The organism is Tepidiforma flava, from assembly GCF_027594505.1.
GTDB lineage: Bacteria > Chloroflexota > Dehalococcoidia > Tepidiformales > Tepidiformaceae > Tepidiforma > Tepidiforma flava.
In genome coordinates this window covers 826941-846558 of sequence record NZ_CP115149.1, presented here as the reverse complement: position 1 = coordinate 846558, position 19618 = coordinate 826941, and the positions used below count along the sequence as shown (strand labels likewise).

The following is a 19618-nucleotide window of genomic DNA, read 5'->3' as shown; positions in this document are numbered from 1 at the left end:
CCATGGTGTACGCTTGAATCCCACCGATGTACAGGCCGCGCGACCTCCCGCTGCTCAACCGCCTGCGGGACCAGGTGCTTTACGCCGCCGGTCCCATCGGCTCCAGCCTGCTCGCCCTCAACCTCGGCCCCGAAGCCTACGTCGCGCCCGACGGCGAAGCGCACGACGGCTGCCCCGAATGGCTCAACGTCGCCAACCCCGGCATCCTCGAAGGCATTTACGCCTCCTTCTACGAGGTCGGCGTCGACGCCGTCGATAGCTGCTCCTTCGGCGCCAACCCCGTCGTCCTCGCCGAATTCGGCCTCGCCGACCGCACCCGCGAACTCAACCGCATCGCCGCGCAGGTCATCGGCCGCGTCCGCGACCGCTACTCCACCCCCGAATGGCCCCGCTACGCCTTCGGCACCATCGGCCCCGGCACCCGCCTCCCCTCCCTCGGCCACATCACCTACCGCGAAATTCGCGAAGGCTGGCGCGAGCAGTGCATCGGCCTCCTCGAAGGCGGGATCGACGTCCTCAAAATCGAAACCTGCCAGGACCTCCTCCAGACGAAGGCGGCCCTCGCCGCCGCCGAGGACGCCATGGCGATCACCGGCCGCCGCGTGCCCGTCATCGCCTCCGTCACCATCGAGAGCACCGGCACCATGCTGCTCGGCTCCGATATCGCCGCCGCCCTCGCCGTGCTCGAACCGCTCGACGTCGTCGACATCATCGGCATCAACTGCGCCACCGGCCCCGAGCAAATGGTCGAGCACGTCCGCTACCTCGCCAGGAACTCCCGCCGGCCCGTCTTCATCGGCCCAAACGCGGGCCTGCCCGAGGTCATCGACGGCCGCGCCTGCTACACCCTCTCCCCCGAAGAGTTCGCCCGCTACCACGACATCTTCGTCAACGAATTCGGCACCTCGATCGTCGCCGGCTGCTGCGGCACCACCCCGCCCATGTTCGCCGAGGCGATCCGCCGCATCGGCCGTCCCCGCCCCAAAGCTCGGCCCACCCGCTACGTGCCCGCCGCAGCCTCCCTCTACACCGCCGTCCCGATCGAACAGGAGACCTCCTTCCTCGTCGTCGGCGAACGCACTAACGCCACCGGCTCCCGCGCCTTCCGCGACCTCCTCCTCGCTGAGGATGTCGACGGCATGGTCGCCCTCGCCCGCGAACAGGCCGCCGAGGGCGCCCACGTCATCGACGTGATGGTCGACTACGTCGGCCGCGACGGCGCCGCCGACATGGCCCGGGTCGTCTCCGCCTTCCGCACGCAGGTCGCCGTCCCGCTCGTCTTCGACAGCACCGAAGTCGCCGTCATCGAAACCGCCCTCGAACTCTACGGCGGCCGCGCCATCGTCAATTCCATCAACCTCGAAGACGGCGAACGGAAGATCACGAAGCTGCTCCCCCTCATCAAGCAGCACGGTGCCGCCGCCGTCGCCCTCACCATCGACGAAGAAGGCCAGGCCCGCACTGCCGACTGGAAGCTCCGCGTCGCCCGCCGCATCTACGACATCGCCGTCGAACGCTACGGCATGGAGCCCGGCGACCTCCTCTTCGACTGCCTCACCTTCCCGATGACGAGCGGCCAGGAAGAGCTCCGCCGCGACGCCATCGAAACCCTCGAAGCCATCCGCCGCGTCAAAGAAGAGCTCCCCGGGGTCCACACCATCCTCGGCGTCTCCAACTGCTCCTTCGGCCTCAAGCCGGCCGCCCGCCGCGTCCTCAACTCCGTCTTCCTCCACGAAGCCATCCAGCACGGCCTCGATGCCGCCATCGTCAACGCGAAACAGATCCTCCCGCTCAGCCGCATCCCCCAGGAGCAGCTCGACACCGCGCTCGACCTCATCTACGACCGCCGCCGCGAGGGGTACGACCCGCTCACCCATTTCATCTCCCTCTTCGAAACCGCGGAGCAAGCAAAGCCCGCCGCCTCCGCCTCCGCGGCCCGCCTCCCCGTCGAAGAGCGCCTCCGCCGCCGCATCATCGACGGCGACCGCCGCGGTCTCCACGACGACCTCGACGAAGCCCTCGCCCGCTTCGACCCCCTCACCATCATCAACGAACACCTCCTCGCCGGCATGCGCGAAGTCGGCGACCTCTTCGGCGCCGGCAAGATGCAGCTCCCGTTCGTCCTCCAGTCCGCCGAGACGATGAAGGCCGCCGTCGCCTACCTCGAGCCCCACATGCCCCGCGTCGAGGGCCAGTCCAAGGGCAAAGTCGTCCTCGCCACCGTCCGCGGCGACGTCCACGACATCGGCAAAAACCTCGTCGACATCATCCTCACGAATAACGGCTACACCACCTACAACCTCGGCATCAAACAGCCGATCGCCAACATCATCGAAAAGGCGCAGGAAGTGCAGGCCGACGTCATCGGCCTCTCCGGCCTCCTCGTCAAGAGCACCGTCGTCATGCGCGAAGACCTCGAAGAGCTCAACGCCCGCGAGCTCTTCCACTACCCCGTCATCCTCGGCGGCGCCGCCCTCACCCGGAAATACGTCGAAGAAGAGCTCCGGCAGGTCTACAAAGGCCGCGTCTACTACGCGCAGGACGCCTTCGAAGGCCTCTCGACCCTCGACCGCATCATCCCCGCCCTCCGCGAAGGCAAACCCCTGCCCGAGCTGACGCGCGGCGGCCGCGAAGTCACCCCGCAGGACACCGGCTACGACCCCGTCGGCGACCCGAACGCCGCCTCCGCCCCCTCCGACCGCGACTACGCCCCCTCGGATGTCGAACGCGGCGTCCCCATCCCGGCGCCCCCGTTCTGGGGCTCCCGCGTCGTCCGCGGCATCCCCCTGCGCGACATCTACCCCTACATCAACGAAGTCGCCCTGTTCCGCGGCCAGTGGCAGTACCAGCGCGGCGAACGCAGCGAAGAGGAGTACGCCCGCTTCATCGAAGAAGAGGTCCGCCCCATCTACCGGCGCTGGCAGGAGCGCGCCATCGCCGACCAGCTCCTCCTCCCCGCCGTCGTCTACGGCTACTTCCCCGCCCTCGCCGAGAAGAACGACCTCATCGTCTGGCCCGCCCTCGAAGGCGGCGAACCCGCCGGCGAGCCCGTCCGCTTCCACTTCCCCCGCCAGCCCTCCGGCCGCCGCCTCTGCATCGCCGACTTCTTCCGCTCCGTCGAGGAGGTCGCCGCCGACCCGGCCGGGCCCCGCTTCGACGTCGTCGCCATCTCCCTCGTCACCATGGGCCCCCGCGCCAGCGAGTTCGCCCGCCAGCTCTTCGAAGCCAACGAATACCGCGACTACCTCCACTGGCACGGCTTCTCCGTCGAAGCCGCCGAGGCCCTCGCCGAATTCTGGCACAAGCGCATCCGCGAAGAGCTCGGCATCGCCGGCAAGGACGCCGCCGACATCCGCAAGCTCTTCGCCCTCGGCTACCAGGGCTGCCGCTACAGCTTCGGCTATCCCGCCTGTCCCGACCTCGAAGAGCAAACGAAGATCGCCGCCCTCCTCCGGCCCGAGCGCATCGGCGTCGAGCTCTCCGAGACCTTCCAGTGGCACCCGGAGCAGACCACCGCCGCCGTCATCGTCCACCACCCCGGCGCCCGCTACTTCGTCATCCGCTGAGTCCCTCGCGCAGCGCGCCCCGCCCCGCTAGGCTGTCTCCGCCAGCACATCCCGCGGAGGCCGCCCATGCCCCCCATCCATTTCGGCGTCACCATCCCCCAGATCAAGCGCACCTGGGAGGAGGCAAAGACCAACGCGCGCGAGTTCGAAGCCATGGGCTTCGATTCCCTCTGGGTCTGCGACCACCTCTACGGGCCGCAGTCGCCCCAGATCCCCATCCTCGAAGCCTGGTCGCTCGTCAGCGCCGTCGCCGCCATTACCGAGCGCGTCGAAATCGGCACCCTCGTCACCCCCGCCGGCATGCGCAATCCGGCCCACCTCGGCAAAGTCATCGCCACCATCGACAACATCGCCGGCGGCCGCATCATCCCCGGCCTCGGCGCCGGCTGGATGCCCCGGGAGTTCACCGACTTCGGCGTCCCCTTCCTCCCCATCGGCGCCCGCATGCGCCAGCTCCGCGAAACCCTCGACCTCCTCACCGCCATGTGGACCGAGCCCGACGTCACCATGGAGGGCGAATTCGTGAAGGTCCAGCACCTCGTCTGCGAGCCGAAGCCGGTCCGCAAGCCGCCCATCCTCGTCGGCGGCGCCGGCGAAAAAGTCCTCCTCCGCATCGCCGCCCGCCGCGCCGATATCTGGAACAACCTCGCCGCGCACCACCACGCCCTCCCCCGCAAAATCGACGTCCTCCGCGAGCACTGCCAGGCCGTCGGCCGCGACCCGGCCTCCATCACCATCAGCCAGCAGTGCCTCGTCGTCATCGCGCCCGATGACGACGCCGCCCGGCCGATGATCGAGACCGCGAAGAAGATCTTCGGCGGCCACATGGGCGACCCGACCGGCCCGCTCGCCATCGCCGGCAGCCCCGCCCGCGTCCGCGACCAGATCCAGCGGCACATCGACCTCGGCTGCACGATGTTCGTCATCGAGTTCTTCGGCCGCGACACCCGCGAGCCCGCCCGCCTCTTCGCCGAGACCGTCCTGCCCCACTTCAAGTAACTGCGCCGCCGGGGCGCGCCTCAGCCGCCCCGGCCTACCACCACCCCTCCTTGTACCACCAGCCCTTGTGCTCCCGGCCCGCCTGGCCCGCCTCCTTCAGCCGCGCCAGGTGCTTCCGGCAGAGGTGGACGGTCAGCCGCTCGCGCTCCTCGCCCCGCCACTTCAGCACCGCCACCTCCTGGTACGGCGGTTCGATACACCACAGGCACCGCATCCGCGCCATCAGCGCGCCTCCTTCCCGGTCTCCTCGAATTCCATCACGAATCCCCATTCCCGGCTCTGCCACGGGTCCGGCGCATACCGGAAGCGGTTCCGCCGGAAGCCGCACCGCTCGTACAGCCGGTGCGCATGCTCGAACGCCACATCGCTGAACAGCACCAGCCGCCGCGCGCCCGCCTCCCGCGCCATCCGCACCACCTCCCGCGTCAGCCGCTCCCCCAGCCCCTTCCCGCGGGCCGCCGGCAGCAGGTACAGCCGGTGCAGTTCGAACTCCCCGCCGCCCTCGTCCGTCAGCCCGACGCAGCCGACCACCTCGCCCGCCGGCGATTCCGCCACGAGGAACCACCCCGGCGGGTAGTGCGCCTCCGGCCGGAGCACGTCGGCGTCGTAGTCCGCCTCCGCGAACGGGAAGCCGTACTCCGCGAACACCGCCGCCACTACCCGCCACGGCCCGTCCCCGTGCCGCGCCCGGTCGTACGGCACGACCCGGTAGCCGTCCGCCTCCACGGGATTACCCCCGCTCCTCCGCCACCAGCCCCATGATGTTGTAGCCGCTGTCGACGTACAGGATGTCTCCCGTCGTCCCGCTCGACATCTCGCTCCCGAGGAAGACCGCCGCCTCGCCGACCTGCTCGATCGTCACGTTCCGGTGCAGTGGCGCGATATCCGCGAACGCCTTCAGGTAGTCGCGGAAGCCAGAAATCCCGCTCGCGGCCAGCGTCCGGATCGGCCCCGCGCTGATGGCGTTCACCCGGATGCCCTCCGGCCCGAGGTCCCACGCGAGGTAGCGCACCGTCGCCTCCAGCGCCGCCTTCGCCACGCCCATGACGTTGTACTTCGGCGCCACCTTCTGCGACCCGTAGTACGTCAGCGTGATGATGCTCCCCCCGTTCGGCATCAGCGGCCGCGCTGCCCGCGCCAGCGCCACGAGCGAGTACACCGACACGTTGTGCGCCAGCAGGAACCCCTCGCGCGAGGTGTCGATGAACCGCCCCGCGAGGTCCTCCCGGTTCGCGAACGCGATCGCGTGCACCAGCACGTCGATCGTCCCCAGCCGCTCCTGCGCCGCCGCGAACACCCGCTCGATGTCCTCGTCCTTCGTCACATCGCACAGCTCGATGAAGTCCGCGCCCACGCTCTCCGCGAGCGGCCGCACGCGTTTCTCGAGGTTCTCCGCCGCGTACGAAAACGCCAGCTTCGCCCCCTCGCGGTGGAACGCCTGCGCGATGCCCCACGCAATGGACTTATCGTTCGCGACGCCGAAAATCAGCGCGGTCTTGCCGTCGAGCTTTCCCATGGCTCGCTAGGGTACGGCCTGCCTCTCCGACGGGGAAGGCGCGCTCACCACTGGCCCCACCAGCGCGCCGGGCGGAGCCGCACGAGCACCATCCCCTCGTGGCCGCCCTTCGCCGTCTCCTCCCGCGCGACGGCCTCGCCCCGGTAGTGCGCCCAGAGCGCGAACCGGTCCTCGAAGCGCAGCGGTTCGATGGCCACCTGCCCCTCGGCGGTCAGGTAGCGCCAGTCATCGAGCCACGTCAGCGTTGCCCGGCCGTTCCGCGCGAGGTTCCGGTGCTTCTGCGAGCCGCGCCCCGTCACGATGTGCGCCTCGCCGTCCCGCCACAGGTACCAGACTGCCGCCGCGTGGGGCCGCCCCCGCCCGTCGACGCTCCCGAGCACGGCCGTCCGCGGCTCTCCCAGCCGCCCGGCCCACCAGCCCGCCGGCGGCGCTACGAGTTCAGCCACGTGACATCCCCGCAGAGGTCCGGCGCGTGCTCCCGGCTCGCGAACACCGCGTACTCCGCCTTGCTCGCCCCGATGGTCGTCGTCGGCCCGTGGCCGGGATACACGACCGTGTCCTCCGGCAGGCGGTACAGCTCCCCCACGATGGAGGCGATCTCCTGCTGCAGCGCCGCGTTGTCCTTCGAACGGCCCGGCCCGCCCGGGAACAGCGTATCGCCCACGAAGACACTCTTCCCGCACAGGTAGGCCGTGCTCGCCGGCGTATGTCCCGGCACGCTCAGCACCCGGAACCGCAGGTTCCCCACCGGGATCTCCTCCCCGTGGCGCACCGGCACGTCCAGCTGCCCTTCCTTCAGGCCCGGCTCCGCCGGGTCGGCGTACAGCTTCGCCCCGTAGGCTGCCTTCAGCGCATCGATCGCCGGCGTATGGTCGAAGTGCCCGTGGGTCAGGAAAATCCGCGTCGGCCGGACCCCGGCAGCTTCCGCGGCCGCCATGTTCGCTTCCGGCTCGCCCGGCGCATCGATGAAGGCCGCCTCGCCTGTCGCCCGGTCCACCACCACGTAGACGTTGTTTCCGTAGCCCGTCGGCCCCCCGATGACGATCTCGAGGTCGCCGTCGCGAATCCGTTCCATCGGACCCTCCCGCGCGTGGTGCCCCCATCCTACCCTGTCCGCTGCGGCACCGGCGCCGCGACGCTACCTGTCGCGCACTGTGGGTATCCTCGGCGCGCTATCCCGCCGCAAAGGAGGTTGCCATGCCAGCTGAACCCGGCCAGCCCGCCCGGCCGCCGGCCCCGGACTCCGCGGAGGAGCAGCCGCTGGACCCCGCGAAGACCGCCGTGATCTGGTTCTCCAGCCGTCCCATCAGCCGCCCCGTCCCGCCGGGGCCCGCCGCGCACGACGGCGAAGCTGACGGCCTGGCCGGCGCTCAGCCCGGGGACCCCGGCGCCCCTGCGGGCTGAGCGTTCCGCACGAGGTACGCCGCCTGCCCCGGCGTCCGCAGCCGGTACACCCGTGTGCCGGGCCGCCGCAGCGTCGCGAGCGATTCGGCCACGCTGCGGCGGCTCCGCCGGAACGCCGTCAGTCCCCACAGCAGCATCGAATCCCGCGACAGGAACGTCTGCCGCAGCGTCTCACGGTTCCCGTTCCACAGCTCCGCGCCGCGCAGCGACCGCGAAACGGTCCGCCAGGCCAGCCGGCGGTACACCACCGGAAACGGCAGGTCGAGCCAGGCCACTGTGTCCGCCCGGGGGAGGATCAGGTCCCGCACGGCCGCGTAGTTCCCCTCGAAAATCCACCCGTCCCCGTGCCGCTCCAGCAGCCCCTCCACCGCCGCGCGGAACTCCTCGCGCGAAAGGTCCTCCCAGCCGGGCCGCGCGTGGTACACCGCATCCAGCTCCACGACCGGCAGGCCGAGGCGATCCCCGAGCGCCCGCGCCAGGGTCGATTTCCCGCTGCCCGACGGCCCGTAGACGGCGACCCGCCGCCCGAACGGCACCGGCCGCTCGGCCCGCTCAGCCGCCATCCGCCTCCCGCGCCAGCTCGGCGAGCGCCTCCGCAAACTGCGGCCAGAGCTGCTTCGGCAGGTCGTGCCCCATCCCCGGGAACGTCAGCAAGCGCGCGCCGGGCACCGCCTCCGCCGTCGCCTGCCCTCCGCTCAGCGTCACGAGCGGGTCCGCCTCCCCGTGGATCACGAGGGTCGGCACCCGGACCCCGCGGAGCCCCTCCGTGCGGTCGCCCGTCGCGAGGATCGCCACGAGCTGCCGCGCCGTTCCCTCCGGGTAGAAGCAGCGGTCGTAGTCGGCGGCGAGGCGCGCCCGCAGCTCTGCCTCATCGGGCGGGTACCCCGGCGAGCCGATGATCTTCCATGTCTTCAGCCCCTGCTCGATGGCCGCTTCCCGGCTTTCCGGCGGCGGCGCCAGCAGCGCGGCCATCGCCTCCGGCTGCGGCTGCCCCACTGCCGGGTTTCCCGTCGTCGACATGATCGACGTCATCGACCGCACCCGGCTGCCGTGCCGGATGGCCATGCACTGGACGATCATCCCGCCCATCGAGGCGCCGGCGATGTGCGCCCGCGCGATGCCCAGGTGGTCGAGCAGCCCCGCCGCATCGTCGGCCATGTCCCAGAGCGTGTACGACGCTGTCGAATGGTCGCCCGCCATCGCCTTCGCGATATCCGGCTGCGGCCCGCCCTCGATCTTCGACGACAGCCCGACATCCCGGTTGTCGAACCGGATGACGTAGAACCCCTGCCGCACGAGCAGGTCGCAGAGTCCCGGCTCCCAGAGCGTCAGCTGGGCGCCGAGGCCCATCACCAGCAGCAGCGGCCGGCCGCCCGGGTCGCCGTGCGTCTCGTAATACAGCTCGATTCCATTCGAAGGCGCGTATGGCATGCGCGGGATCATACGCCGGGCGGTGCCCCCCGCAAGCCCTCCCGCTGCCCTGTTACGATGGTGCCATGCCCCGCATCGTCAGCATCACCGAGGCGAAGACCCACCTGTCCGAACTGATCGACGCCGTCGCCCGCGGCGAAGAAGTCGTCATCGCCCGCCGCGGCCGGCCGGTCGCCGCGCTGCGCCCCGCCCCCTCGCCCGAGGAGATCGCTGCCCGCCGCGCCCGCGGCTTCGGCGCCCTTCGCGGCAAGGTCTGGTTCAGTGAAGATTGCTTCGACCCCCTCACCGGACAGGACCTGGAAGATTGGGAAGGCGGCAGCCTTCCCGAGAGCCCCGAATCGCCATCGCCTCGAGAGCCGTGAGTTACCTGGTCGATACCAGCGTGCTGTTCTACTACGTGACGGCGCCCGAGCGGATCTCGCCGAAGGCGGCTGAGCTGCTTGCCGGCCCGGCTCCCCTCCAGATTTCGGTGGCGTCAGCGCTCGAGATCGCGATCAAGGTCACGATCGGCAAGGCCCGCACGCACCGGCCCGTGGACGAGTTCATCGATGAGCTGACCGAGATGCTGTCTGCGACGATTCTTCCCATCTCGGTCGAACACGCAGCCGCGCTGCCGCGGCTGCCCGTGGTGCACCGCGACCCCTTCGACCGCATCCTCGCTGCGCAGGCCATCGCCGAAGGGCTGGTCATCGTCTCCCCCGATGCCGCCTTCGACGCTCTCGGCGCGCCCCGCGCCTGGTGACCGTCAGCCGTACACCAGGTTCCGGTCGATGAGCGCCCGGCTGATCACCACCCGCTGAATCTGGCTCGTCCCTTCCACGATCATCAGCTGGCGCGCATCCCGGTAGTGCCGCTCCAGCGGGTGGTCCTTCATGTACCCCTGCGCCCCCAGCACCTGCAGCGCATCGAACGCCACCCGGTTCGCCACCTCCGTCGCGTAGGCCTTCGCAATCGAAAGGTGGTGCGCGTACTCCCGCGTGTACTTGCCCTGGTCCACCAGCCATGCCGCCTTGTAGACGAGGTTCCGCGCCGCCTCGATCTGGATCGCCATGTCCGCGAACATGAACTGGATTGCTTCGAAATCGATGACCGAGCTGCCGAACGCCTTCCGCTCCCGCGCCCACTCCAGCGCGTAGGCCGCGGCCCCCTCCGCCAGCCCCACGCCGCGCGCCCCCACCGTCGGCCGCATCGAGCTCAGCGTCAGCATCGCCACGTTGAAGCCCTGTCCTTCAACGCCGCCCAGCAGGTTCTCCGCCGGCACCCGCACGTCCTGGAAGCTGAAGTGCGCGGTCGGCACGCTCCGGACGCCCATCTTGTCGTCCGTCCGGTCGATCCGCACTCCCGGCGCATGCGCGTCCACCACGAATGCGCTGATGCCCTTCGCCCCGGGGCCGCCGGTCCGCGCGAACACCGTCAGGTAGTCCGCCACCGTCCCGCCGGAGATGTAGACCTTGTTCCCGTTGAGGATGTAGTCATCCCCATCCCGCACCGCGCGCGTCTCGAGGTTCGCCGCATCGGACCCGTGGTCCGGCTCCGTCAGGCAGAAGGCGGCCTTCGCTTCGCCGCTCGCCAGCGCCGGCAGCCACCGCTGCTGCTGCTCCGGCGTCCCGCCGAAGACGATGGGGCGCGTCGGCAGCCCGCTCAGCACCAGCATCAGCCCCGCGCCGCACTCGTACTTCGCCACCTCTTCGATGGCGAGGCAGAGCGGCAGGATGCCGTTCCCCGTCCCGCCCATCGATTCCGGGATCGCCATCCCGAGCAGCCCGGCCTTCTTGAACGCCTCGAAGAAGTCGTGCGGGTACTCCCCCGTCTCGTCCACTTCCTTCGCCCGCGGCGCGATGACCTCGCGCGCAATCCGCCGCGCCGTTTCCTTGATCAGCCGGTGCTCTTCGCTGAGTTCGAAGTCCATCGGGTCGTGCCTCCTGCAGCCTTGCCGGCTATTGAAGCACGCCCCGCCCGAAAAGGCATGGCAGCCGCGCCCTGCTCTTACGCCTCCGCGGCCGGCAGAAGCAAGATTCCCAGCGTCCCCCGGCCCGGCGCGGATTCGAGCCCCACGAACCCGCCGTGCCGCCGCGCGATCCCGAGCGTCGCCGGCAGCCCCAGCCCGCGCCCCTCGAACCGCGTCGAGAAAAACGGGTCGAACGCCCGCGCCAGCGCATCCGCATCCATCCCTTCGCCGCCGTCTTCGATGAGCACCGCCACGTACTGCCCGGCTGGCGGCTCCGAAGGCTCCCACCGGTGCGGCCGCCGCGGCTGCAGCGCCCCGGCATCGATGAGCGCGGTCCGCACCTCCACCGCGCCCGGTGATGCCTCGAGCCCGTTCTCGATCAGGTGGGCGATCGCCTGCGCCAGCCCATCCGCCTGCCCCGCGACGGCCGGCAGGCTGGCTGCCAGCGTCACCGAAAGCCGCTGCCGCTCGCCGGGGCCAAACCGCGCCAGCGCGTCCGCCACGCAGCGGTTGATGTCCGCGGTCGCACCGGTCCCGCCCGCCGGCGCCGAATACGCCCGCAAGTCCTGCACCAGCTGCGCGGCCGCCCGCGCCACTGCCTGGATCTCCGCGACCGATTCCTGCTGCTCCGGCGTCAGGTTCTCCCCCCTGCTCAGCAGCCACGCGTTCCCGATGACCGCCGTCAGCTGGTTGTTCAGCCGGTGGGCGACGCCGCCGGAGAGGGCCGCCAGGCTCTCGAGGTGCCGCGCTCGCGCCATCGCCTGCTCCAGCGCCCGCCGCTCCGTGATGTCGTAGAACGTCGTGACCACGGTCTCCACTTCACCACCCGGCGCCCGCTCGAGCGGGCTCGCGCTCACCAGCAGCCAGCGGCGGCTCCCGTCACCCCGCCGCACCCCCATCACCACCCCGTGCACCGCCCGCCCCGTCTGCAGCGCCTGCTCGGCCGGGAACTCTTCGAACGGCATCGGGCTGCCGTCCTCCCGGGTCGCCTGCCACGTCTCCGCGTCCAGCCTCAGCTCCCCCAGCTGCTCCCGCGTGATGCCGAGGACCTCCAGCGCCGCCGCATTCGCCACCGGAAACCGCCGTTCGCGGTCCACCACGATCACCCCGGCGTCCAGCCCCTCCACCAGCCGCCGCAGCCGCTCCTCCTGCGCCTCGACCTCCATCCGCGCGCGCTGTTCGGCGGTCACATCGAGGTAGAAAAACACCTGCCCCAGCACCGCGCCCGCCGCATCCCGGAGCGGCTGCGTCGTCACCCGGATGAACCGCCCGTCCCACGTCTCGAACGTCGCCGCGTAGCTCTGGTCCGGGGCGCTCCTCCAGCGCAGGTTGAACGCCCGCGCCGCCGAAACGTCCCTCGCCAGCCCCTCGAGCTTCGCCATCCGCTCGAGCACCGGCAGCCGGGTCCACGCCTCGTCCAGCCCCGACATCTCGAAGAACCGCCGGCTCGCCCGGAGGAACCGGCCGTCCATCCCCACCACGATGATCCCGAACGGCGACCCTTCGAACTGCGCTTCCAGCAGCCGGCTCGCCTCCTCCAGCTCCCGGCGCGCCTGCACCAGCTCCGTCACGTCCCGGTAGTACCAGATTCGGCCGGGGCGGCGCTCCCCCAGCGCGATCGGCCGCGAATGCATCTCCAGCGTCCGCCCGTCGGCCAGCTCCACCAGCCGGTGGAGCACCGCGCCCGGCGCCGACGCCACTTCCTCGGCCTCCGCGAGGAACGCCTCCGGGTCGCGCACCAGCCGCGCCGCGAACTGCCTGCGCAGCTCGGGCCGCGGCAGCCGCATCACCTCCTCGCTCAGCCCCCACATCGCGAGAAACGCCTGGTTCCAGAGCACCGCCCGCCCCTCGGCATCGACCACGATCATGCCGTCCGGCGCTGCCTCGAAAGCGCCCCGCAGCAATTCGACGCCCGTATCCTGCACGTTCACGCGCCCTCCCCCGCCCGGATCGTCAGCAATCCGCTCCCGGCCCGGCATCGGGGAACTCCCGAACTTCGCACCCGCTCAGGCCCGCCGCAGCGCCCGCCGGAGGTCTGCCCGGTGGTCCGGGTGGGCAATCGCGATCAGCTCCTCGGCCCGCTCCCGGTCGCTCTTCCCGAACAGCCGCGCCACCCCGTACTCCGTGACGACGTAATCGACGAACTGCCGCGGCACCGTCACCACCGTCCCGGGCGGGTGCTCCGCCACGATGCGGCTCACCGCGCCGTCCTTCGCCGCCGCCGGCAAGAGCGTGATGCTCCGCCCGCCCTTCGCGTACATCGCCCCGATGACGAACTCCAGCTGCCCGCCCGGCCCGCTCCACATCGCCGGCCCGATCGACTCGGCTGCCACCTGCCCCGTCAGGTCGATCGTCATCGCGTTGTTGATCGCCACCATGTTCTCGTGCGCCGCGATGACCTGGATGTCGTTCGTGTAGGCCACGTCCCGCAGCTCGTACACCGGGTTCTCGTGGATGAACTCGAGGTCCCACTCCGTCGTCGCCGAGAGCGCCGTGGCCACGAACTTCCCCGGGTTCACCGTTTTCCGGGCCCCGGTGATCACGCCCTTCGCCACCAGCTCGTTCAACCCCGGGATGCTCACCTCGCTGTGCACCCCGAGGTCCACGAGCCCGTCGAACGCCCCCGCCCGCGCCAGCGGCAGCGTCGAAAGCCCCGTGCCGATCTGCAGCGTGTCCCCGTGCCGCAGCAGCTCGTTCACGAACCCGGCCATCGCCGGGTGGAACGGGTTCGATTCCCGCGCCGCGCGCACCGGCGGCAGCTCGCCGCCTTCAACGAACGCCGCGATCTCGCTCACGTGGATCCGGTTGTCGCCGCCCGTCCGCGGATACCCCGCGAACACCTCCGCCAGCACCGTCCGCGCCCGGCGCGCTGTAGCTCCCCTTGTTCCACACGCTCGTCCCGAAGCTGCAGTAGCCGAACCGGTCCGGGGGCGACACCCCGATGAACACGACATCGATGGCGAACCGCCCGCCGCCCCGCTCGTCCTCCCCCTTGAAGCGCCGGCTGAACGGGATCGAGACGAAGTCCGTCGACCCGCGCACCATCGAGGCCCGCGCTACCGCCGTGTTGAACAGCTCCACGTGCGTCCGAAACGCCGGGTGCCCCGGCTCGTACCAGCCCGGGTCCACGAACGGCGCGCAGGCCAGCACATCCACGTCGTGCAGCTCCTCCCGCCGCTCCCACAGCGCCGCGCACAGGTTCGGCGTGATCGCCCCGATCGGGATGACCACCGTGTCGCCCGGCCGCACCAGCTGCGCCGCCTCGGCCGGCGTCATCAGCTTCGCCGCGTACTCCTCCGGCCAGTCGAGGTAGCGCGACCGTTCCACGGCGGCGGAGTATACGCGCCCCTCCGGGCCGCGCGTTCCTCCGCCGTCTGGCAGAATCCGGCCACCCCTGCACGCGAGGTCCGTTCGATGTCCCAGGTCCCCAACCTCCCCGGGATGGGCAACCCGCCCGATACCCCTACCCAGCTCGCCGTGGTCGTCGGCCGCGTCCTCCAGTACGCCCTCCGCGCCACCGACGGCCTCACCGTCGACCAGCTCTGTGATACCCGCGGCGGACTCACCAACTCCATCGGCTGGGACGTCTGGCACGTCGTCCGCACCATCGACAACATCATCCACTTCGTCTTCGAACGCGAGCAGCCCGTCTGGCTCCAGCACGCCTTCCACGAACGCTGGAACCTCCCCCGCGTCGACCAGGGCACCGGCCAGGACCCCCGCGACGCCTACAGCATGCGCTTCCCGCCCCCGGCTGAGTTCGACGAGTACACCCGCGCCGTCGAGGCCGCCGTCGTGCCGCGCATCGCCGCGATGAGCGAGGCCTACCTCCGCGAAGTCCAGGTCATCCGGCCGTGGGGGCCGGTCCCCCGCATCGAAGCCATCCTCCATGGCCTCATCGGCCACGGGAACGGCCACCTCGGCCGCGCGAGCTACGCCCGCACCCTCTTCGGCCTGCCCGGGCTTCCCTACTGAGGCTGGCGGTTCGGCCCCAGCGCCGCCGCCTCGATCGCCGCGAGGTTCCGCCCCTCATTCCGCGCCGCCCGCAGCACGTCGGCCGCGAGCGCGAACCCCCCGAGCAGCGCGCCCGCCAGGGCTGCCGCCACGTAACCGAGGTAGGTCCGGTCCTCCTTCGCCGGCGCCGCGCCCGCACCCCGCACCACCGGCGGCTCGAGCGGGATGTCGCCCGCCCGGCTCACGCGGGCCCCTCCGCCGCCATCCCGCGCCCGGCCGCCAGCCGTGCCGCGAGGAGCACCGCCTCCGCCATGCTCTCCCCGCTCGCGATGCCCCGCCCCGCGATGTCGAACGCCGTCCCGTGGTCCACGCTCGCCCGGGTGAACGGCAGCCCGAGGTTCACGCTCACGCTCCGCTCGAAGCCGTGCACCTTCACCGCGATGTGGCCCTGGTCGTGGTACATCACCAGCACGGCGTCGAACTCCCCCGCGATCGCCCGGGTGAAGACCGAATCCGCCGGGAACGGCCCCCGCGCGTCGATGCCCTCCGCCCGCGCATCGCCGACTGCCGGCCCAATCTCGTCCAGCTCTTCCCGGCCGATGAGCCCGCCCTCCCCTGCGTGCGGGTTCAGCGCCGCTACGGCGACCCTCGGCGCAGCGAATCCCCACCGCCGGAACTCCCGGTCGGTCAGCCGCAGCGCCTGGAGCACGTTCGCGCGCGTGACATGAGCGCAGGCCTCCCGCAGCGGCTTGTGCGTGCTCAGGTGGACACAGCGCAGCCCGCCCGTCTGCAGCATCGTCAGCACCTGCTCCGCGCCGCTCACCCGCTGCAGCACCTCCTGGTGGCCCGTGTCCCGGATGCCCGCGGCGGCGAACGCCGCCTTGTTCACCGGCGCCGTCACCATCCCGTCCGCCCGGCCGGCAAGGCACGCGCGCGCCGCGAACTCGACCCACCCGTGCGCCAGCCGCCCGGCCGCCGCATCCACCGCCCCGTGCCGCACCGTGAAGCCGTCCCCGGGCATCGGCTCGATGACCTCGACTTCGCCCCCGCCGAACCGCTCCAGCCACGGCGCGAGCACCGCGCGCAGCCCCACCACGGCGAGGTCCGCGGCGGCGCGCACGTCCGCCCGCGCGAGCGCCTTCGCCGTCACCTCCGGCCCGATGCCGTTCGGGTCGCCCAGCGTGATCAGGAGCCGCGGCCGCGCCATGCGGCGAGTATAGGCGCCGCGGCCTCCGTGCCGCGCCCGGTCAGTCCGTCAGCAGCTCAGCGCCCCGCGGCGCCAGCACCGTCGGCCGAATCGCCCCGTGCTGCCCCGCCGTCATGAGGTCGCGCCACGCCCGCCCGGCCTCGCTCGCGCGCTGGTTCAGCCCCATCCCGCCGATGGGCGCGAGCAGCCCCGCCGCCCGCAGCGCGCTCGAGGCCGCGAAGTTCGCCCCCAGCGAGAGCCGCGCCAGCGTCGCCGCCGCAGGCCGCCCCCGCTCCGCCTCCGCCCACGTCTGCCGCGCCGCGTCGAACAGCAAGGTCCGGCCGGCCTCGATGCCGACGAGCGCGTCCGCGAGCCGCGCCCGCACGTCGTGCCGCTCCGCCAGCAGCCGCGGCCCGCCGTATTCGCCCCGCTCCTTCGCCGAGGCGGCCACCAGCTCGAACAGCCGCAGCGCGATGCCCGGCAGCACCGCAGCCGTCGTCGCCTCCGCGAACTCCACGAACGGCACCCGGAACACCGTCCCCGCGTGCCACGGCTCGCCCTCGAAGACCGAGAACATCCGCTCCAGCGGCACGAACGCGTCATCGACCTCGATGTCGTGGCTCGCCGTGCCCCGCATGCCGTTCGCGTCCCACGTCGAAAGGATCCGCACCTGCCCCGGCTCGAACGCCATCGCCCGGATGAGCGGCGCGCCGTTCGCCCCCTGCACCGGCTGTCCGCCGTCGGTCACCACGCAGTTCGCCGTGAACGTCGTCGCCCATGGCGCACCGCTCGCCCACTGCCACCGCCCGCGCACCCGGAAGCCGCCGGGCACCCGCTCCGCCGTCCCGCGCGGGTTCCCCGAGCCGGCGATGACCGCCTCCTTCGGGTCGAACACCGCGTGCGCCGTCGCCTCCTGCATCAGCCCGGCGAAGACGCCGCCCCCGGCGCCGATCATCACGCTCCAGCCGAACGACCCGTCGGCCCAGCCCGCCGCCTCGAACAGCCGCAGCCCGGCTTCGAGGTCCAGCTCCAGCCCGCCGAACTCCCGGGGCACCCACGCCTTGAACCAGCCCCGCTCCACGATGGCCGCGACCTGCGCCGGCGTCAGCGCGCTCCGCGCCTCCGCCTCCGCCGCCTCGGCGCGCGCCAGCTCCGCGACATCCCGGCCGATGACCGCTTCCGGCTCCCACCAGCGCATGCCCCGAGTATACCGCTCTCCCCGCGCTTCCCCGCCCCGCGCGCTGACCCTCCACCGCTGATTGTGTAGGATGCCCGCTACATAAACCCGAACCCCCGGAGCCTCCATGGAGATCGACCGCATCGTCCGGGTCGATATGACCGCGGGCGAGATTCGTGAAGAGCGCGCCCCGGAGCGCTGGCGCTACCTCGGCGGCCGCGCGCTCGGCGCCCGCATCCTGCTCGAAGAGACCGACCCGGCCATCCACCCCCTCCATCCAGCGGCCACCCTCGCCATCTGCCCCGGCTTCCTCGGCGGCACCGCCGTCACCACCAGCGGCCGCACCTCGTTCGTCTTCAAGAGCCCGCTCACCGGCGGCATCAAAGAGGCCAACGTCGGCGGCCAGCTCGGCCACCGCCTCGCCCGCCTCGGCATCAAAGCCCTCCTCATCACCGGCGCCTCGCCCTCCGGCTGGCAGCGCCTCGACATCGACAGCGCCGGCATCCGCCTCCGCCCGGCGCCGGACCTCGCCGGCCGCTCGAACTACGACCTCCACCGCGAACTCGTCGGCGAAGCCGCCGGCTTCCGCGCCGCCGCCACCATCGGCCCCGCCGGCGAGCACCGCATGGCCGCCGCCTCCGTCGCCGTCACCGACCCCGAAGGCCGGCCCACCCGCCACGCCGCCCGCGGCGGCCCGGGCGCCGTCATGGGCGCGAAAGGCCTCAAGGCCATCGTCGTCGATGACACCGGCGCGCCCCGCACCATCCCCGGCCTCCGCAAGGACGACTTCCGCCAGCAGGTCACCAGCTTCTCCAAACTTGTCCTCGAAGACCCCCGCACCCGCAACCTCTCCACCGTCGGCACCGCCGGCGTCGTCCGCTTCGTCAACCGCGACACCATCCAGTCGATGCCCACCCGCAACCACCGCTTCGGCACGTGGGAGCACGCCCACACCATCTCCGGCCAGCACATCGAAGAGCTCGGGGCCAGCCGCGGCGGCAAGATGCTCCCCTGCATGGCCGGGTGCATCATCAAATGCGCCATCCTCTTCAACGACGAACACGGCAACCACGTCACCACCGCGCTCGAATTCGAAACCATCGCCCTCCTCGGCTCCAACCTCGAAATCGGCCCCGCCGACGCCGTCGCCGAGCTCGACCGCCTCTGCGACGACATCGGCCTCGACACCATCGAAATCGGCAACGCCATCGGCGTCGCCATGGAAGCCGGCGTCCTCCCCTGGGGCGACTGGGACGGGACCAAGCGCCTCCTCGAAGAGGTCCGCGCCGGCACCCCGCTCGGCCGCATTATCGGCAACGGCACCGTCCACACCGCCCGCACCTACGGCATCGACCGCGTCCCGGCCGTCAAAGGCCAGGGCCTGCCCGCCTGGGAGCCCCGCACCCTCAAAGGCATGGGCATCACCTACGCCACCAGCCCCCAGGGCGCCGACCACACCGCCGGCATGGTCACCGCCCGCGGCGTCAACGCCGAGACCCTCGTCAAACAGAGCCGCCACGAGCAGCTCGTCATGATGGCCATCGACTCCGCCGGCGTCTGCCAGTTCACCAACGCCCTCCCGGCCGATATCGCCGCCTTCGCCAGCGCCCGCTTCGATATCCCCTGCGACGACGAAGCCGTCCTCCGCATGGCCCGCGAAGCGATCGACGCCGAGCGCGAATTCAACCGCCGCGCCGGCTTCACCCGCGCCGACGACCGCCTCCCCCGCTGGCTGCGCGAAGAACCGCTCCACCTCCCCGACGGCCCCGCCGTCTTCGACATCCCCGACGCCCTGGTCGACGCCGTCTGGACCTGAGGAGGCCGATGCCGAAGAACGTTTTGAAGGCCTCTTGCCATTTGACGGCCGCGCGGTGCAGGAACGACCATGAACGACCCGGAGGACTCGCCGTGCCCGTACCGACCCGCCGCCTGACCCTCGATATCCGCCGGCGCGAAGACGGCAGGCTCATGGCGACGTGCCGCGAGCTCCCTGCGCTCATCGTCGCCGCCGACGAACCGTCGCTCCTCCGCAAGCTCGCAGACCTCATCGAAAGCGTCGAGCGGTACGCCGCCAGCCTCGATGAGCCCGCCCGGGCCGCGTTCCTCGAGTCGCTCAGCCCGAGGCCAGCGGATGACGCCGAGACGTGGCAGGTCCGGGTGCCTATCGGTGCCTGACTTCGGGCAGTCCGAAGTCGCCGCCGTCCTCGAGCAGCTCGGCTACTTCGACGGCGGCGACGGGATTCACTGGCTCTCTTCTGGCAAAGTCACAGGTCCGAAGGCTACCTGGGTCGGCCGCCTCGAGGACGGCGAATCTATCACACCGGCCGAGCTCCGGGAGTTCCTGGTCGTGCAGTGTGACCTCGACGGCGATGTGGTCAGGGACGCCATCGCACATGCCCTGCGCAGCTCGGGGTAGCCCCGTCGACATCCCCCGCCC

The 19618-nt window shown here is 71.5% G+C and carries 23 protein-coding genes; 9 read left to right on the top strand and 14 right to left on the bottom strand.

Annotated features, from left to right (window positions below; genetic code table 11):
- Window positions 1-26 precede the first annotated feature (26 nt).
- Complete coding sequence (metH, locus tag O0235_RS05160; RefSeq protein ID WP_270057470.1) at window positions 27-3566, top strand: methionine synthase; 3540 nt, start codon at window positions 27-29, stop codon at window positions 3564-3566.
- A gap of 66 nt (window positions 3567-3632) precedes the next feature.
- On the top strand, window positions 3633-4565 hold the full coding sequence (locus O0235_RS05155) for a TIGR03619 family F420-dependent LLM class oxidoreductase (protein WP_270057469.1): 933 nt from the start codon (window positions 3633-3635) through the stop codon (window positions 4563-4565).
- A gap of 34 nt (window positions 4566-4599) precedes the next feature.
- On the opposite strand, the gene O0235_RS05150 is transcribed toward O0235_RS05155, so the two are convergent.
- Genes O0235_RS05150 through O0235_RS05130 form a run of 5 tightly spaced genes read right to left on the bottom strand, consistent with a single transcriptional unit; the run spans window position 4600 to window position 7156 of the window.
- Window positions 4600-4788, bottom strand: coding sequence for a hypothetical protein (locus O0235_RS05150; RefSeq protein ID WP_270057468.1), 189 nt, complete (start codon window positions 4786-4788; stop codon window positions 4600-4602).
- A complete protein-coding gene (locus tag O0235_RS05145) occupies window positions 4788-5291 on the bottom strand; it encodes a GNAT family N-acetyltransferase (RefSeq protein ID WP_270057467.1) in 504 nt (167 codons plus the stop codon). The genes O0235_RS05150 and O0235_RS05145 overlap by 1 nt, the downstream gene beginning before the upstream one ends.
- Window positions 5292-5295: 4 nt before the next feature.
- Entirely contained in the window at window positions 5296-6081 is a 786-nt protein-coding gene (locus tag O0235_RS05140; RefSeq protein WP_270057466.1) for an enoyl-ACP reductase FabI, read from the bottom strand.
- Window positions 6082-6125: 44 nt separating this feature from the next.
- A complete protein-coding gene (locus tag O0235_RS05135; protein WP_270057465.1) occupies window positions 6126-6527 on the bottom strand; it encodes a pyridoxamine 5'-phosphate oxidase family protein in 402 nt (133 codons plus the stop codon).
- Window positions 6512-7156 (bottom strand): MBL fold metallo-hydrolase, encoded by a 645-nt coding sequence (locus O0235_RS05130; protein WP_270057464.1) that lies wholly within the window; start codon window positions 7154-7156, stop codon window positions 6512-6514. The genes O0235_RS05135 and O0235_RS05130 overlap by 16 nt, the downstream gene beginning before the upstream one ends.
- Window positions 7157-7278: 122 nt before the next feature.
- On the opposite strand from O0235_RS05130, the gene O0235_RS05125 reads away from it, so the two are divergent.
- Complete coding sequence (locus tag O0235_RS05125) at window positions 7279-7485, top strand: hypothetical protein (RefSeq protein WP_270057463.1); 207 nt, start codon at window positions 7279-7281, stop codon at window positions 7483-7485.
- Here O0235_RS05125 and O0235_RS05120 read toward each other — a convergent pair.
- Both O0235_RS05120 and O0235_RS05115 read right to left on the bottom strand, forming a co-directional pair.
- Complete coding sequence (locus O0235_RS05120; RefSeq protein ID WP_270057462.1) at window positions 7452-8048, bottom strand: AAA family ATPase; 597 nt, start codon at window positions 8046-8048, stop codon at window positions 7452-7454. The two genes, O0235_RS05125 and O0235_RS05120, sit on opposite strands and share 34 nt — an antisense overlap.
- Window positions 8038-8916 carry an alpha/beta fold hydrolase gene (locus O0235_RS05115; protein ID WP_270057461.1) on the bottom strand — a complete coding sequence of 293 codons (879 nt, stop codon included), beginning with the start codon at window positions 8914-8916 and terminating at the stop codon, window positions 8038-8040. Before O0235_RS05115 ends, O0235_RS05120 begins: the two co-directional genes overlap by 11 nt.
- 65 nt (window positions 8917-8981) lie before the next feature.
- Between O0235_RS05115 and O0235_RS05110 the strand changes: the two genes are divergently transcribed.
- Both O0235_RS05110 and O0235_RS05105 read left to right on the top strand, forming a co-directional pair.
- The gene (locus O0235_RS05110; RefSeq protein ID WP_270057460.1) at window positions 8982-9278 is read left to right on the top strand and encodes a type II toxin-antitoxin system Phd/YefM family antitoxin; all 297 of its coding nucleotides are present in this window, start codon (window positions 8982-8984) and stop codon (window positions 9276-9278) included.
- On the top strand, window positions 9275-9658 hold the full coding sequence (locus O0235_RS05105; protein WP_270057459.1) for a type II toxin-antitoxin system VapC family toxin: 384 nt from the start codon (window positions 9275-9277) through the stop codon (window positions 9656-9658). The genes O0235_RS05110 and O0235_RS05105 overlap by 4 nt, the downstream gene beginning before the upstream one ends.
- 3 nt (window positions 9659-9661) lie before the next feature.
- On the opposite strand, the gene O0235_RS05100 is transcribed toward O0235_RS05105, so the two are convergent.
- From O0235_RS05100 to O0235_RS05085, 4 genes are all read right to left on the bottom strand, one after another.
- Window positions 9662-10825, bottom strand: coding sequence for an acyl-CoA dehydrogenase family protein (locus O0235_RS05100; RefSeq protein ID WP_270057458.1), 1164 nt, complete (start codon window positions 10823-10825; stop codon window positions 9662-9664).
- 77 nt (window positions 10826-10902) lie between these two features.
- Window positions 10903-12795 (bottom strand): PAS domain-containing sensor histidine kinase, encoded by a 1893-nt coding sequence (locus O0235_RS05095; RefSeq protein WP_270057457.1) that lies wholly within the window; start codon window positions 12793-12795, stop codon window positions 10903-10905.
- A 75-nt stretch (window positions 12796-12870) separates the two neighbouring features.
- Entirely contained in the window at window positions 12871-13659 is a 789-nt protein-coding gene (locus O0235_RS05090) for an acetyl-CoA hydrolase/transferase C-terminal domain-containing protein (protein WP_270057456.1), read from the bottom strand.
- Complete coding sequence (locus tag O0235_RS05085; protein WP_270057455.1) at window positions 13634-14191, bottom strand: hypothetical protein; 558 nt, start codon at window positions 14189-14191, stop codon at window positions 13634-13636. The genes O0235_RS05090 and O0235_RS05085 overlap by 26 nt, the downstream gene beginning before the upstream one ends.
- 87 nt (window positions 14192-14278) lie before the next feature.
- Here O0235_RS05085 and O0235_RS05080 point away from each other — a divergent pair, with 87 nt between their 5' ends.
- Window positions 14279-14839, top strand: a complete 561-nt coding sequence (locus O0235_RS05080) for a DinB family protein (protein WP_270057454.1) — start codon at window positions 14279-14281, stop codon at window positions 14837-14839.
- On the opposite strand, the gene O0235_RS05075 is transcribed toward O0235_RS05080, so the two are convergent.
- From O0235_RS05075 to O0235_RS05065, 3 genes are read right to left on the bottom strand one after another with little or no spacing between them, the layout of a single operon-like run.
- Window positions 14833-15063: a hypothetical protein gene (locus tag O0235_RS05075; RefSeq protein WP_270057453.1), complete on the bottom strand. Its 231-nt coding sequence runs from the start codon at window positions 15061-15063 to the stop codon at window positions 14833-14835. The two genes, O0235_RS05080 and O0235_RS05075, sit on opposite strands and share 7 nt — an antisense overlap.
- On the bottom strand, window positions 15060-16025 hold the full coding sequence (gene pdxA / locus O0235_RS05070; RefSeq protein ID WP_270057452.1) for a 4-hydroxythreonine-4-phosphate dehydrogenase PdxA: 966 nt from the start codon (window positions 16023-16025) through the stop codon (window positions 15060-15062). The genes O0235_RS05075 and pdxA overlap by 4 nt, the downstream gene beginning before the upstream one ends.
- Window positions 16026-16065: 40 nt before the next feature.
- Entirely contained in the window at window positions 16066-17202 is a 1137-nt protein-coding gene (locus O0235_RS05065; RefSeq protein WP_270057451.1) for an acyl-CoA dehydrogenase family protein, read from the bottom strand.
- 106 nt (window positions 17203-17308) lie between these two features.
- Between O0235_RS05065 and O0235_RS05060 the strand changes: the two genes are divergently transcribed.
- The 3 genes from O0235_RS05060 to O0235_RS05050 all read left to right on the top strand — a co-directional run bounded on the left by O0235_RS05060 (window position 17309) and on the right by O0235_RS05050 (window position 19597).
- On the top strand, window positions 17309-18997 hold the full coding sequence (locus O0235_RS05060; protein WP_270057450.1) for an aldehyde ferredoxin oxidoreductase C-terminal domain-containing protein: 1689 nt from the start codon (window positions 17309-17311) through the stop codon (window positions 18995-18997).
- 92 nt (window positions 18998-19089) lie between these two features.
- Window positions 19090-19356, top strand: coding sequence for a hypothetical protein (locus O0235_RS05055; protein WP_270057449.1), 267 nt, complete (start codon window positions 19090-19092; stop codon window positions 19354-19356).
- The gene (locus O0235_RS05050) at window positions 19349-19597 is read left to right on the top strand and encodes a hypothetical protein (protein ID WP_270057448.1); all 249 of its coding nucleotides are present in this window, start codon (window positions 19349-19351) and stop codon (window positions 19595-19597) included. The genes O0235_RS05055 and O0235_RS05050 overlap by 8 nt, the downstream gene beginning before the upstream one ends.
- The last annotated feature ends 21 nt before the right edge of the window (window positions 19598-19618 follow it).